The sequence below is a fragment of the Streptomyces sp. NPDC002643 genome, assembly GCF_053592555.1.
The window spans coordinates 1-13059 of record NZ_JBSFVY010000071.1 but is presented as its reverse complement, the minus strand read 5'-3'; the positions used below and the strand labels follow the sequence as shown (position 1 = coordinate 13059).

At 70.2% G+C, this 13059-nt stretch carries 10 protein-coding genes; 3 read left to right on the top strand and 7 right to left on the bottom strand.

The features are described from left to right. Positions 1-84: 84 nt before the first annotated feature. Positions 85-441 (bottom strand): iron-sulfur cluster insertion protein ErpA, encoded by a 357-nt coding sequence (erpA, locus tag ACWD4G_RS45220; RefSeq protein WP_009337669.1) that lies wholly within the window; start codon positions 439-441, stop codon positions 85-87. A gap of 318 nt (positions 442-759) precedes the next feature. Here erpA and nadA point away from each other — a divergent pair, with 318 nt between their 5' ends. Next, entirely contained in the window at positions 760-1956 is a 1197-nt protein-coding gene (gene nadA, locus ACWD4G_RS45215) for a quinolinate synthase NadA (RefSeq protein WP_451304523.1), read from the top strand. 48 nt (positions 1957-2004) lie between these two features. On the opposite strand, the gene ACWD4G_RS45210 is transcribed toward nadA, so the two are convergent. The 6 genes from ACWD4G_RS45210 to ACWD4G_RS45185 all read right to left on the bottom strand — a co-directional run bounded on the left by ACWD4G_RS45210 (position 2005) and on the right by ACWD4G_RS45185 (position 11249). Then, the gene (locus ACWD4G_RS45210; protein WP_451304521.1) at positions 2005-4257 is read right to left on the bottom strand and encodes a protein kinase domain-containing protein; all 2253 of its coding nucleotides are present in this window, start codon (positions 4255-4257) and stop codon (positions 2005-2007) included. Positions 4258-4425: 168 nt separating this feature from the next. Beyond that, entirely contained in the window at positions 4426-7617 is a 3192-nt protein-coding gene (locus tag ACWD4G_RS45205; protein ID WP_451304519.1) for an efflux RND transporter permease subunit, read from the bottom strand. A 205-nt stretch (positions 7618-7822) separates the two neighbouring features. Continuing rightward, the gene (locus tag ACWD4G_RS45200; protein ID WP_451304517.1) at positions 7823-8515 is read right to left on the bottom strand and encodes a response regulator; all 693 of its coding nucleotides are present in this window, start codon (positions 8513-8515) and stop codon (positions 7823-7825) included. A 22-nt stretch (positions 8516-8537) separates the two neighbouring features. Next, on the bottom strand, positions 8538-9791 hold the full coding sequence (locus ACWD4G_RS45195) for a sensor histidine kinase (protein WP_451304515.1): 1254 nt from the start codon (positions 9789-9791) through the stop codon (positions 8538-8540). Positions 9792-10056: 265 nt separating this feature from the next. Then, positions 10057-10335 (bottom strand): PspA-associated protein PspAA, encoded by a 279-nt coding sequence (pspAA, locus tag ACWD4G_RS45190; RefSeq protein WP_451304513.1) that lies wholly within the window; start codon positions 10333-10335, stop codon positions 10057-10059. A 26-nt stretch (positions 10336-10361) separates the two neighbouring features. Further along, positions 10362-11249, bottom strand: coding sequence for a PspA/IM30 family protein (locus tag ACWD4G_RS45185; RefSeq protein ID WP_451304511.1), 888 nt, complete (start codon positions 11247-11249; stop codon positions 10362-10364). A gap of 233 nt (positions 11250-11482) precedes the next feature. Here ACWD4G_RS45185 and ACWD4G_RS45180 point away from each other — a divergent pair, with 233 nt between their 5' ends. After that, positions 11483-12112: a DUF3043 domain-containing protein gene (locus ACWD4G_RS45180; protein ID WP_451304526.1), complete on the top strand. Its 630-nt coding sequence runs from the start codon at positions 11483-11485 to the stop codon at positions 12110-12112. Positions 12113-12195: 83 nt separating this feature from the next. Next, positions 12196-12906 carry a class I SAM-dependent methyltransferase gene (locus ACWD4G_RS45175; protein ID WP_451304510.1) on the top strand — a complete coding sequence of 237 codons (711 nt, stop codon included), beginning with the start codon at positions 12196-12198 and terminating at the stop codon, positions 12904-12906. The last annotated feature ends 153 nt before the right edge of the window (positions 12907-13059 follow it).

Sequence of the window (13059 nt, the reverse complement as noted above, 5' to 3'; positions counted from 1 at the left end):
CCCCTTTCGAGGGGGGCGCCGCCTCTGTCGTACGCGGGCGTCGGCTCACCGGCCGTACGCTTGGGCCTCCGCGCGCGGGACCGCCTAGCTGAAGGAGTCGCCGCAGGCGCAGGAGCCCGTCGCGTTCGGGTTGTCGATCGTGAAGCCCTGCTTCTCGATGGTGTCGACGAAGTCGATGGTGGCGCCGCCCAGGTACGGGGCGCTCATACGGTCGGTGACGACCTTCACACCGTCGAAGTCCTTCTCCACGTCGCCGTCGAGGGAGCGCTCGTCGAAGAAGAGCTGGTAACGCAGGCCGGAGCAGCCTCCGGGCTGAACGGCTACGCGCAGCGCCAGGTCGTCACGGCCTTCCTGGTCGAGCAGGGCCTTGACCTTGGCCGCGGCGGCGTCGGTCAGGATGATGCCGTCGGTGACGGTGGTGGTCTCGTCCGATACGGACATCTACATCTCTCCCGGGTTGTACGGAGACTGCTTGCCGACGAGTGCAACCGACGGGGCCACGGATTCATTCCGGGTGGCGCGGAATTTCGTCAGCCGCCTTTCTTCATGCTCGCACATGGCCCGCGGAGTGGTCATCGCCCTGTGGACAACCTCCGGGTGGCCCCCACCGGGATTCATGTCACATCGACGCTATGGCCATCGTCAAAGTGACGTGAAGCGGTTATGATAGATAGCGTCATTTCGACGAAAAGGCTAGCCCGCTTGTCCCGCCGACCCTCCCCCGGGTCGGCGAGCCGCAGAACAGAAAGGGTGCGTGTCGTGACCACCGCCCAGACCCAGGAGCTCGACGTACAGCCGACGCCCCTCGCCCTGCTGCTGCTCGGCCGTGAGGCCGACCCGAGGAGCGAGCGCGGTGTCGAGTGCCCCGGCGACCTCCCCTCGCCGTCCGACCCCGACCTCGTGGAGCGCGCCCGCGCGGCCAAGGAGAAGCTCGGGGACAAGGTGTTCGTGCTCGGCCACCACTACCAGCGCGACGAGGTCATCCAGTTCGCGGACGTCACGGGCGACTCCTTCAAACTGGCCCGGGACGCGGCGGCCCGCCCGGAGGCCGAGTACATCGTGTTCTGCGGTGTGCACTTCATGGCCGAGTCGGCGGACATCCTGACCGGCGACGACCAGAAGGTGGTCCTTCCCGATCTCGCCGCCGGGTGCTCGATGGCCGACATGGCGACGGCCGAGCAGGTCGCCGAGTGCTGGGACGTGCTGACCGAGGCCGGCATAGCCGAGCAGGTCGTGCCCGTGTCGTACATGAACTCCTCGGCCGACATCAAGGCGTTCACCGGCAAGCACGGCGGCACGATCTGCACCTCGTCGAACGCGAAACGGGCCCTGGACTGGGCCTTCGAGCAGGGGGAGCCCGGGGCGACAAAGGTCCTGTTCCTGCCGGACCAGCACCTCGGCCGCAACACCGCCGTGCGGGACATGGGCATGTCCCTGGACGACTGCGTGGTCTACAACCCGCACAAGCCGAACGGCGGGCTGACCGTCGACGAGCTGCGCGCCGCGAAGATGATCCTGTGGCGCGGCCACTGCTCGGTGCACGGCCGCTTCAGCCTGGAGTCTGTCGAGGACGTCCGCGCCCGCATCCCCGGCGTCAACGTCCTGGTCCACCCCGAGTGCAAGCACGAGGTCGTGGCCGCGGCGGACTACGTCGGGTCGACCGAGTACATCATCAAAGCGCTGGAAGCCGCGCCCGCCGGGTCCAAGTGGGCCATCGGCACCGAACTGAACCTGGTCCGCCGGCTGGCGAACCGTTTCGCGCCGGAGGGCAAGGAGATCGTCTTCCTCGACAAGACGGTCTGCTTCTGCTCGACCATGAACCGCATCGACCTGCCCCACCTGGTGTGGACCCTGGAGTCCCTCGCCGAGGGCAACCTGGTCAACCGCATCGAGGTCGACAAGGAGACCGAGGCGTTCGCCAAGCTGGCGCTGGAGCGGATGCTGGCGCTGCCGTAGCCCCTCGGGATCGGCGCCCCGCCGTACGGGGCGCCGTCCCGGCCGCCGTCACCCCGGGTTCTGCTCGGGGTGGGCCGGGTCGAGGCCGAAGACGGTGCCGTCAGGGGTGCTCACGATCACGGCGCCGCCGTAGAGCAGCACCTTGGACTTGTTCACGACGCCGCTCGCGAGCTGGTCGGTCCGTGCGCCCGTCTCCCAGAGCAGTGTGCCCTTGCGGGTGTCGACGGCGGCGACCCGGCCGCTGGTGCTGGACAGGTAGAGGGTGTGGGTGGCCGGGTCGTACGTGGGCCGGCCCGAGCCCTCGACGCCCGTCCGGGTCTGCCACAGCTGCTTGCCGGTCAGCGGGGACACCGCGATGACCCGGCCGTTGGGCTGGGTGATCCACAGCGTGCCGGCGGCCAGCCGGACCGAGCCGTCGTAGGTCTCCGTCAGCTTCGTCGTGGTGCTCGCGCCGGTGTCCGGGTCGAGCAGCCGGATCTCGCCGAACCGCACCTCCTCGGGGCCCACCGGGCCGGAGTCGCCGCCGACCACGACGGCCAGCCGGCCGTCGACGGTGCCGAGCAGGCCGCTCGCGTGCGGGGTCTTCATACGCCGGAGCACCGATCCGTCCGCCTTGTCCAGCTCCAGGAGCGTGGCGGCCTTGGTCTCGTCGTCCGGGAAGCAGTGCGCGTACAGGCGGGAGCCTTCCGTCGCGTACCGGCAGTAGTCGCCGGAGGGCAGCTGCATGGTCCAGCGGTCGGCGCCGGTGCGCGGGGAACGGGCCGTCACCAGCCGGCCGGTGGGGTCGGGGGTCAGGACGAGGTCGCCGGACACGGTCTGGTCGACGACCACGTTGTTCCGCTCGCGGGCCCACAGCTGCTCGCCGGTCTCGGTGTCGAGGGCGACGACGCTGACCTTCGCGCCCGCGGGGTCCCCGTAGACGGAGTGCTGCAGGAGCATCGCGTCGTCCCGCACGCCGAGGAGTTCGAAGTCGTCCCGCCCCGGGTCCGCGCCCTCGGCGGAGGTCGCGAGCGCGGAGCGCCAGACGGTGGCGCCGGTACGGCCGTCCAGCCGGACCGGGAGGATGCTGTTGCCCGCGCAGTAGACCGCGTTCTCGTACCGCAGGCAGACGGCTTCGCCCGGGTATCCGTTGTCCGGCGTCAGCGCGTTGGTCTCGCCCTGCTGTGCCGTCTCCATCATGGTCGTCCGCCAGGGCTGGAAGCCGGTGGGGACCGCCGCCCAGCGGGAGGTCGTGGACGGGGTGGAACTCGTGGCCTCCGTGTCCTCCGAGAACCCCGGCCCGTAGGTCAGGTACCACAGGAACCCCAGGCCCAGCGTGCCCGCCGTGCCTGCCGCCACCAGCCATGGGCGGACCCGGCGGCGGCTCCGCGCACGCCGGGACCGTCGGTTCCGGGTGGCCCGGGTGGGTGCCGCCGGATCGGCGCCGTGGGTCTCCTCGACGCTCCGCGTGCCGTACGGGCTCAAGGTCCCGGAGGGCGCCTCCATGGCGTCGGGTTCGGGCAGGGTGTCCGCGAAGTCCTTGGCGAGTTCGTCGAGTCCGGGGCGGTCGGCGGCCTCCTTGGTCAGACAGCGCTCCAGGATCGCGCGCAGCGGCTGGTCCACGCCGTCCAGCACGGGAGCCTCGTGGACGACCCGGAAGGCGGTCAGATAGGGGCTGTCGGTGTCGAACGGCCCCCGCCCGGTGACCGAGTACACCAACAGCGCCCCGAGCGAGAAGACGTCCGAGGCGGGGCCGACGGTGCGGGCGTCGGTGAACTGTTCCGGTGACATGAACGGCGGGGTGCCGATCATCTGGCCGGTCTCGGTCAGGGTGTGGTTGCCGGTGGCGCGGGAGATGCCGAAGTCGATGACGCGGGGGCCGTCCTCGGCCATCAGGACGTTCGCCGGCTTGAGGTCCCGGTGGACGACACCGACCCGGTGGATGTCCCGGAGCGCCTCCACCAACCCCAGGGCCAGTGTGCGCAGTTCGGTGTCCTGGAGCGGGCCCCCGTCATGGATGCGCTCGGAGAGCGAGCGGCCGGGGACGTACTGGGTCGCCATCCAGGGGCGCGGTGCCTCCGGGTCGGCGTCCACGACGGCCGCCGTGAAGGCGCCGCTGACCTTGCGGACCGCCTCGATCTCCTGTCGGAACCGGGCCCGGAAGACGGAGTCCGTCGCGTAGTGGGCGTGCGCCACCTTCACGGCGACCTCGCGGCCGGACCGGGCCCTGGCCCGGTAGACGACTCCCATGCCCCCGGCTCCGAGCCTGTCGAGCAGTTTGTATCCGCCGACCGACTTCGGATCGTCCGTGTGCAGCGGCACGTCCGTGCCCCTCCCCGCAGAACAGTTCGAGGCCACAGGATACGTAGGTGTTCAAGAGTCCCGTGGCCGAAACACGACGGCGGCCGGTACTCCGAGACCAGGGGTTCGGAGTACCGGCCGCCGTGGTGACGGGGCCCTTGGGGGCGGGCCCCCGCCGGAGAGAGACGGTCAGACGGACGCGGGTTCCGGTTCGCCGGAGGGCGAGTCGGTACCCGTTCCCTCGTCCTTGCCCTTGTCCTTGCCTTCGCCGGTGCCCGTGTTCCTGTCCGACCGCTCGGGCAGGCCTTCCTTCCCGGCCCGCTTCAGGGCCTTCTTCTTGGCCCGGCGTTCCTTGCGGAGTTCGACCATCGTGTAGAGGGTCGGGACCAGGAGGAGGGTGAGCAGGGTCGAGGAGATGAGGCCGCCGATGACGACCACGGCCAGCGGCTGGGCGATGAAGCCGCCCTCGCCGGTGATGCCGAGGGCCATCGGGAGCAGGGCGAAGATCGTCGCCAGGGCCGTCATCAGGATGGGCCTCAGGCGGTGGCGACCGCCCTCGACGACCGCCTCGACCGTGGAGTAGCCCTGCCGTCGGTACTGGTTGATCAGGTCGATCAGCACGATCGCGTTGGTGACCACGATGCCGATGAGCATCAGCATGCCGATCATCGCGGGGACACCCATGGGCGTGCCGGTGACGACCAGCAGACCGAGGGCGCCGGTGGCGGCGAACGGGATGGAGACCAGCAGGATCAGCGGCTGGATCAACGAGCGGAACGTCGCCACCAGGAGCATGAAGACGATCGCGATCGCGGCGAGCATCGCGAGGCCCAGGTTGGCGAAGGCCTCGTCTTGGTCCTCGGAGACACCGCCGATGCTGGCGGTCGCGCCCTCGGGCAGCTTCAGCGAGTTCAGCTTGGTGGTGAGGTCCGTGCTGACGGCGCCCGTGTTGTCGCCCTGCGGCTTCGCCGTGATGGTCGCGGCCCGCTGGCCGTCGATCCGGGTCATGGCGACGGGGCCGTCCACCACCTCGACGGTCGCGATGTCGCCGAGCTTCACCGGGCCGAGCGGCAGGTCCTTCAGCTCGTCCAGGGTCTCGGCGGGCTTCGCCGACTTGATGACGACGTCCCGCTCGGTGTCGTCGAGGATGGCCTGCCCGCTGGTGGTGCCGCGGACGGCCTGGGCGACGGCCGCGCCGAGGGTCTGGTCGTTGAACCCGGCCGCCGCGGCCTTGTCGTTGGCCCTGACCGAGATCCGGGGCACGCTCTGGGCGAGGTCGCTGGTGACGTCGGTGACGTTGTCCAGCGTGGCGACCGCGTCGCGGACCTCGTCCGCGGCCTCGCGCAGCACATCGGCGTCGGCGGCCTTGACGACCACGCTGAGGTCCTGGTTGGCGAAGCCGTCACCGGCGGCGATGGTCGTCGTACCGACACCGTCGAGCTTCTTCAGGCCCGCCTCGACGCGGTCCTGGACGTCCGTGGCGGACGCCGAGTCGTCCAGCATCACGCTGTACGAGGCCTGGTTGGAGTCGGTGCCACCGCCGAAGGCGGCGAGGAAACCGGAGGAGCCGATGGTGACCTGGTAGTCCTTGACGCCCTCGGTGTCGGCGAGCAGCTTCTCGACCTTCTTGGTCTGCTCGTCGGTGGCCGTCAGGCTGGTGCCGGGTGCCAACTCCTGCTTGATGCTGAGGACTTCCTGCTCGCCCTGGTCGAAGAAGTTCGTCTTCAGCAGCGGCGCCATGCCGAACGTGCCGAGCAGCACGACGACCGCGATGGCCACGCTGGTGAGGCGGCGCCGGGTGGCGAAGCGCAGGACGGGGACGTAGAAGCGCTGGAGGCGGCTCTTGGCCTCCTTCTCCTCGGCGAGGCGGCGGGCCTCCTCGGCGTCCTCGGGGGTGCCCTTCGGGGCGCGCAGGAACCAGTACGACAGCACCGGGACGACCGTCAGGGAGACGAGGAGGGAGGCCAGCAGGGCCGCCGTCACCGTCAGGGAGAAGCTGCCGAACAGCTCGCCCACCATGCCGCCGGTCAGACCGATCGGCAGGAAGACGGCCACCGTGGTGAGGGTGGAGGAGGTGACCGCGCCGGCGACCTCGCGTACGGCCCTGAGGATGGCCTCCTCGCGTTCCTCGCCGTAGCCGAGGTGGCGCTTGATGTTCTCCAGGACCACGATCGAGTCGTCGACGACCCGGCCGATGGCGATGGTGAGGGCGCCGAGGGTCAGCATGTTCAGGGAGAGGTCACGGGTCCACAGCACGATCAGCGCGAGGACCACGGACAGCGGGATGGACACCGCCGTCACCAGGGTCGAGCGGATCGACGCCAGGAAGACCAGGATGACCAGGACGGCGAAGACCAGACCGAGGGCGCCCTCGGTGGTCAGGCCGCTGATGGACTTGGAGACCGCCGGGCCCTGGTCGCTGACCACGGTGACGGTGGCGCCGGACCCCACGTCCTGGCGCATCTCGTCCAGTTTGTCCTCGACGGCCTCGGAGATCGCGACCGCGCTGCCGTCCCGGTCCATGGTGACGCTGACCGCGAGGCTCGGCTCGCCGTTGGTCCGGGTGATGGAGTCGGCCTTGGCCTGCTCCTCCTTGACGGTGGCGACATCGGCGAGCCGTACGGGCTTCGCGTCGGTGCCCTCGCCCCGGACCATCAGGTCCTCGATCTGCTTCAGCGAGGTGTAGCCGCCGCCGACCTGGACGGTGCGGTTGGCGCCGTCCTCGTCGAAGGAACCGGCGGGCATGGTGACGCCACCGGCCTGGAGGGCCTGGGAGAGGGCCAGGGTGTTCAGCCCGGCCTTGGCCAGCTTGGCGTCGTCGGGCGTGACGGTGACCTGGATGTCGCGGACACCGTCCACGGTGACCTGGCCGACGCCGTCGATGTCCTCCAGCGTGGGCACGACCGTGGTGTCGATGCGGTCGGCGAGGGCCTGCTGGTCCTGGTCGGCGGAGACGGCGAGGACGACGGTCGGGATGTCGTCCGTCGAGCCGGCGACCACCTGCGGGTCCACATCGTCCGGGAGCATGGCGCGGGCCCGGTTGACGGCCTGCTGGACATCGGCGACGAGCTGGTCGGTGCCGTCGCCGTACTCGAAGGACGCCATGATCAGGGCGTTGCCCTCACTGGCGGTGGAGGTGACCCCCGAGATGCCGTCGACCGCTTCGAGGCTGTCCTCGATCGGCTCGACGACCTGCTTCTCGACCACGTCCGGGGACGCGCCCTGGTACGGCGCCAGCACGGACACGACGGGCAGTTCGATGGTGGGCAGCAGCTGCTGCTTGAGCTGAGGTATCGCGATCGCCCCGAAGGCGAGCGCGATGATCGACATCAGACCTATGAGGGCCCGTTGCGCGAGGCTGAACCGAGACAGCCAGGACATGGGTGACCGGATCTCTCTTCTGTGGCGTGAGCGGACTGGCGAAGTAGTGGCTTACGAGCGTGAGTGCGAGCGCGCATGTGTGGCGTGCGTCAAGCAAATGTGCGCGCACCCAACACCCTGAGCCATGGAATCCTTCGCTCCGTCGCTCCGCAGGCCCATTTCCTTATGCCGGGCCTACTCCGGCCGCAGTAGGCCCGACCGACGCTCAGTCCACCCTTGGGCGTACCAGTCCGGACTCGTACGCGAACACCACCAGCTGGGCCCGGTCACGGGCGCCGAGCTTGGCCATGGCCCGGTTGACGTGCGTCTTCACGGTCAGCGGACTGACCTGGAGCCGCTCGGCGATCTCGTCGTTGGAGTGCCCTCCGGCGACCTGGACCAGGACCTCCCGCTCCCGGCCGGTGAGAGTGCCGAGCCGCTCGGAGCGAGCGCTGTCGCCGGAGCCGGCCCCGGCCTCCGAGTCGTCGGGCTGGGCGAGGAAGCGTGCGATGAGTCCCTTGGTGGCGGCGGGCGACAGCAGCGCCTCGCCACCGGCGGCGATCCGGATGGCGTTCAGCAGCTCGTCCGGCTCGGAGCCCTTGCCGAGGAAGCCGGAGGCGCCGGCGCGCAGCGACCGCACGACGTAGTCGTCGACCTCGAAGGTGGTGAGGATGACGACCCGGACCTGGGCGAGGGCCGGGTCCTCGCTGATCAGTCGGGTGGCGGCGAGACCGTCCGTGCCCGGCATCCGGATGTCCATCAGCACGATGTCCGGCCGGGTCTCCTTGGCCAGCCGTACCGCCTCCGCCCCGTCCGACGCCTCCCCCACGACCTCCATGTCCGGCTCGGATTCGACGAGCACCCGGAAGGCGCTGCGCAACAGGGCCTGGTCGTCGGCGAGCAGGACACGGATGGTCATACGAGGTCCCCCGGGGCGGTGGTCATGACCGTACGGGCGCCTCGGTGGTCGCCGTACGGCTCTGGAGCGGCAGGATCGCATGGACGCGGAAGCCGCCTCCGTAGCGGGGGCCGGTGGTGAGGGTGCCGCCGAGGGCGGTGACGCGTTCGCGCATACCGAGCAGGCCGTGGCCGCCGCCGGGGGTCGTGTCGTCGGCGGGGGTCGTGTCGTCGGCGGGGCGGTGTTCTCCGGTGCCGTTGTCGAGGACGGTGATCTCCACGTTCGGGCCCACCCGTACGACGCTGACCTCGGCCTTCGCGTCCGGGCCCGCGTGTTTGCGGACGTTGGTGAGGGCCTCCTGGACGACTCGGTACGCGGCGAGGTCGAGGGCGGCCGGGAGGGCGGTGCCCTGGTCGGCGCGGGCGACCTCGACGGCGAGACCGGCGCTGAGGAAGGTGCCGACGAGTTCATCGAGACGGACCAGGCCGGGGGCAGGTTCGGTGGGGGCCTCGGGGTCGCCGGTCTGGCGGAGCAGACCGACCGTGGCGCGGAGTTCGCCCAGCGCGGAGCGGCTGGCCTCACGGACGTGGGCGAGGGCCTCCTTGGCCTGGTCGGGCCGCTTGTCCATGACATGGGAGGCGACCCCGGCCTGCACATTGACCAGGGCGATGTGGTGAGCGACGACATCGTGCAGATCGCGGGCGATCCGCAGACGCTCCTCGGCGACCCTGCGGCGGGCCTCCTCCTCTCGGGTGCGCTCCGCCCGTTCGGCGCGTTCCCTGATGGCGTCCACGAAGTCCCGACGGCTGCGGACCGCGTCGCCGGCCGCCGCGGCCATGCCGGTCCAGGCGAAGACGGCGAAGTTCTCCTGGTCGTACCAGGAGAGGGGGCCGACCAGCATGGCCGTGCCGGTCAGCACGGTCATCGTGAGGAGGCCGACCCGCCAGGTGGTGGGGCGGTCGGTACGGGAGGCCACGGTGAAGAGGGCGACCACCGCGGCCATCGCGACCGGGGCCCTGGGGTTGCCGGTGATCAGTTCGGTGAGCGTGAGCAGGGAGGTGGCGGCGAGGACGGGCATGGGGGCGCGGCGGCGGGCCACCAGCGTGGCGGCGGCCAGCACCATGAGGGTGGTGCTGAGGGCGTCGGGGGTGCGGGTGCCCCATGTGTCGCCGTGCTCGGCGTGGGGGTCGATGAAGGAGCCGGCGACCATACAGGCGAGGACGCCCATGGCGAGGGCGGCGTCCAGCGCGAGGGGGTGCGCCTTCAGCCAGGCCCTGGCGCGGGGAAGGGTGCGCATGGTTGTCCTCGGGGGCGCCTCATAGCTCGGGGGGTGGGGGTGGTTTGGCGTGTGCGGGTGGGTGGGGGTTGCTCGCGCAGTTCCCCGCGCCCCTAAAGACAAAGGGCCTGCGGCCCTTAAAAGCGCGGGGCGCAGCCCCAAGCTTTTTAGGGGCGCGGGGAACTGCGCGACCAGCCACAACGGACCGGCAGCTGTCAACGCACCGTAGGGGGTCGAAGGGGCGCAGCCCCTGGGGATGGGACGGGTAGGGGCGGCGGGGGCGGAATCAGCCCGGGATCAGGCCGTCGTCGCTGAGCATCTCCCGGACCTCCTCCAACGTCGCGTCCGGCGCGGGAAGGATCAGCTCGGAGGGCTCCAAGGAGTCGTCCGGCAACGGCGTACCCAGCTCGCGGACCTTGGCCAGGAGGGCATGGAGGGTGCGGCGGAAGCCGGGACCGTCACCGCTCTCCATCTCCGCCAGGAGCTCGTCATCCAGCTTGTTCAACTCGGCGAAGTGGCTGTCCGCCAACTCCACCTGCCCCTCCCCCATGATCCGTACGATCATGTCGCCCTCCTCAGGCGTGACCGGGCCTATTGCTTGTCGAAGCGCGGGGTGTCCTGCTGCTGGGACTGCTGCGAGGGAGAAGAAGAGGACTGGCCGCTGCCGCCCTCGATCGCCTGCTGCTGGCCCGAGGGGCCGCCCGCCAGCTCCGCCTTCATCCGCTGAAGCTCCAGCTCGACGTCCGTACCGCCGGAGAGACGGTCCAGCTCGGCCTGGATGTCGTCCTTGTGCATCCCGGACGGGTCGTCGAGAGCGCCGGAGGCGAGCAGTTCGTCGATGGCGCCGGCGCGGGCCTGGAGCTGGGCGGTCTTGTCCTCGGCGCGCTGTATGGCGAGACCGACGTCGCCCATCTCCTCGGAGATCCCGGAGAACGCCTCGCCGATCCGGGTCTGCGCCTGGGCGGCGGTGTACGTGGCCTTGATCGTCTCCTTCTTCGTACGGAAGGCGTCGACCTTGGCCTGAAGCCGCTGGGCGGCGAGCGTCAGCTTCTCCTCCTCGCCCTGGAGGGTGGAGTGCTGGGTCTCCAGATCCGTGACCTGCTGCTGGAGCGCGGCGCGGCGCGAGAGCGCCTCACGGGCCAGGTCCTCCCGGCCCAGCGCGAGCGCCTTGCGGCCCTGGTCCTCCAGCTTGGAGGACTGGGACTGGAGCTGGTTGAGCTGAAGCTCCAGGCGCTTGCGGGAGGTGGCGACATCGGCCACGCCCCGCCGGACCTTCTGGAGCAGCTCCAGCTGCTTCTGATACGAGTAATCGAGGGTCTCGCGCGGGTCCTCGGCCCGGTCAAGGGCCTTGTTCGCCTTCGCGCGGAAGATCATCCCCATACGCTTCATGACACCGCTCATGGGCTTCGCGCGCCCCCTTCTGACGGACTCCAGCTCACCGATCTGCGACAGAACCCACAGTACGGGCCCTGCCTCCATTACCGCACTGTTCGGGGAAGGATGCGCTCCTCCCCAAGGACGACTGTGGATGGCACTGATCCGGCGTAGGGAGTAGGTGTCCCCCGGGGTTACGTACGGGCCGCCCCCCGGAAATACCTCACCCGCCCTACGGGCGAACCCTTGCCGTCCTCCCCTTTCCGGCCACTCGTCCCCGTTCCTCACCGGCCAAGACGCCGGGTGTTGCCGGATCGTTCCCAGCCTGGCCGGTGTCCATGCTTCACCACCCCGTACCCTTGGGTTTTGTGTTCCGTAGCCGTGCCAAGAGCGAGAAGGCCCAGGGCGCCGACCAGGCGCTGGTGACCGACTCCCAGCAGACCCGTGACCCGCAGGCCCCCAAGGGTCGGCCCACTCCCAAGCGGAGCGAGGCCCAGACCCGGCGTCGCAGCGTGGCCAATACGCCGACGACGCGCAAGGAGGCCGCCAAGCGCTCCCGCGACGAGCGCCGTGCCGCGATGGAGAAGCAGCGCCAGGCGCTGGCCACCGGTGACGAGCGCTATCTGCCCGGGCGTGACAAGGGCCCGGTGCGCCGGTTCGCCCGCGACTATGTGGACTCCCGCTTCCACATCGCGGAGTTCTTCCTGCCGCTGGCCGTGCTCATCCTGGTGCTGAGCATGGTGCAGGTCACCACGTTGCAGAACATCGCGCTGCTGCTGTGGCTCTTCGTGATCGTGCTGATCGTCGTGGACTCCGTCCTGCTCGGCTTCCGGTTGAAGAAGCAGCTGAACGAGCGCTTCCCGGAGCAGAACAAGAGGGGCGCCGTGGCCTACGCCCTGATGCGCACCCTCCAGATGCGTCGCCTCCGGCTGCCGAAGCCGCAGGTCAAGCGCGGAGAGCGGCCCTGAGTACAACGCCTTTCTCCGCCGGTGCGGCCGATGCCTGGCTGAAGCGGCTGGGCACGTTACGTGAGGTCGTACGACAAGAGCTGGTGTCCCGCCAGGTCGACGAGCAGATAGCCGGGCGCTTTCCCGTCGGGCAGCGGCTGCGGGTGCTCGACGTGGGGATGGGGCAGGGGACGCAGGCGCTGCGCTTGGCCCGGGCCGGGCATCAGGTGACCGGGATCGAGCGGGAGCCGAAGCTGGTCGCCGTGGCGCGGGAGCTGGTCGCCGCCGAGCCCAAGGGGATTCGCGAGCGGATGCGGATCGTCGAGGGGGACGGGCGGGACACGGGTGTCCACTTCCTGCCGGGCAGTTTTGATGTGGTGCTGTGCCATGGGGTTCTGATGTACGTCGAGGAACCCGATCCCCTGCTGGCCGGGCTGGCGCGGATGCTGGCGCACGGGGGGTTGTTGTCGCTGCTCGTGCGGAACGGGGATGCGCTCGCGATGCGGCCGGGGTTGGCCGGGGACTGGGGCGGGGCGCTGGACGCGTTCGACACCACCGCGTATCGGAATCGGCTGGGGCTGGATGTGCGGGCGGATCGGCTCGGGGCGTTGAGGGATACGCTTGCGGGGATCGGGGCGCCGTTGCATGCGTGGTACGGGGTGCGGGTGTTCACTGATCTGGCTGCGGATGATGCGGTTGTGCCCGCTGGGCGGGGGGATCTTGATGCCTTGCTGGCGGCGGAGGAGCGGGCGGGGCGGACCGATCCTTATCGGCAGGTCGCTGCGCTGCTCCACATCTGCGGCGTTCGCGGCTGAATTTCCTCGCCCCCGCCGCCCCTACCCATTCCCGTCAACGGGGGCTGCGCCCCTTCGAGCCCCCAAGGGCCGTGAGTATCTGCGGGTGCGTCGTGGCTGGTCGCGCAGTTCCCCGCGCCCCTAAAGGCTTGGGGCTGCGCCCCGCCTTTTCAG

Excerpts from the sequence above, each read along its gene's own strand:
- erpA (WP_009337669.1), bottom strand. The coding sequence starts at position 441 with ATGTCCGTATCGGACGAGACCACCACCGTCACCGACGGCATCATCCTG.
- ACWD4G_RS45205 (WP_451304519.1), bottom strand. The coding sequence starts at position 7,617 with ATGTCCTGGCTGTCTCGGTTCAGCCTCGCGCAACGGGCCCTCATAGGT.
- ACWD4G_RS45200 (WP_451304517.1), bottom strand. The coding sequence starts at position 8,515 with ATGACCATCCGTGTCCTGCTCGCCGACGACCAGGCCCTGTTGCGCAGC.
- ACWD4G_RS45195 (WP_451304515.1), bottom strand. The coding sequence starts at position 9,791 with ATGCGCACCCTTCCCCGCGCCAGGGCCTGGCTGAAGGCGCACCCCCTC.
- pspAA (WP_451304513.1), bottom strand. The coding sequence starts at position 10,335 with ATGATCGTACGGATCATGGGGGAGGGGCAGGTGGAGTTGGCGGACAGC.
- ACWD4G_RS45185 (WP_451304511.1), bottom strand. The coding sequence starts at position 11,249 with ATGGAGGCAGGGCCCGTACTGTGGGTTCTGTCGCAGATCGGTGAGCTG.
- ACWD4G_RS45180 (WP_451304526.1), top strand. The coding sequence starts at position 11,483 with ATGCTTCACCACCCCGTACCCTTGGGTTTTGTGTTCCGTAGCCGTGCC.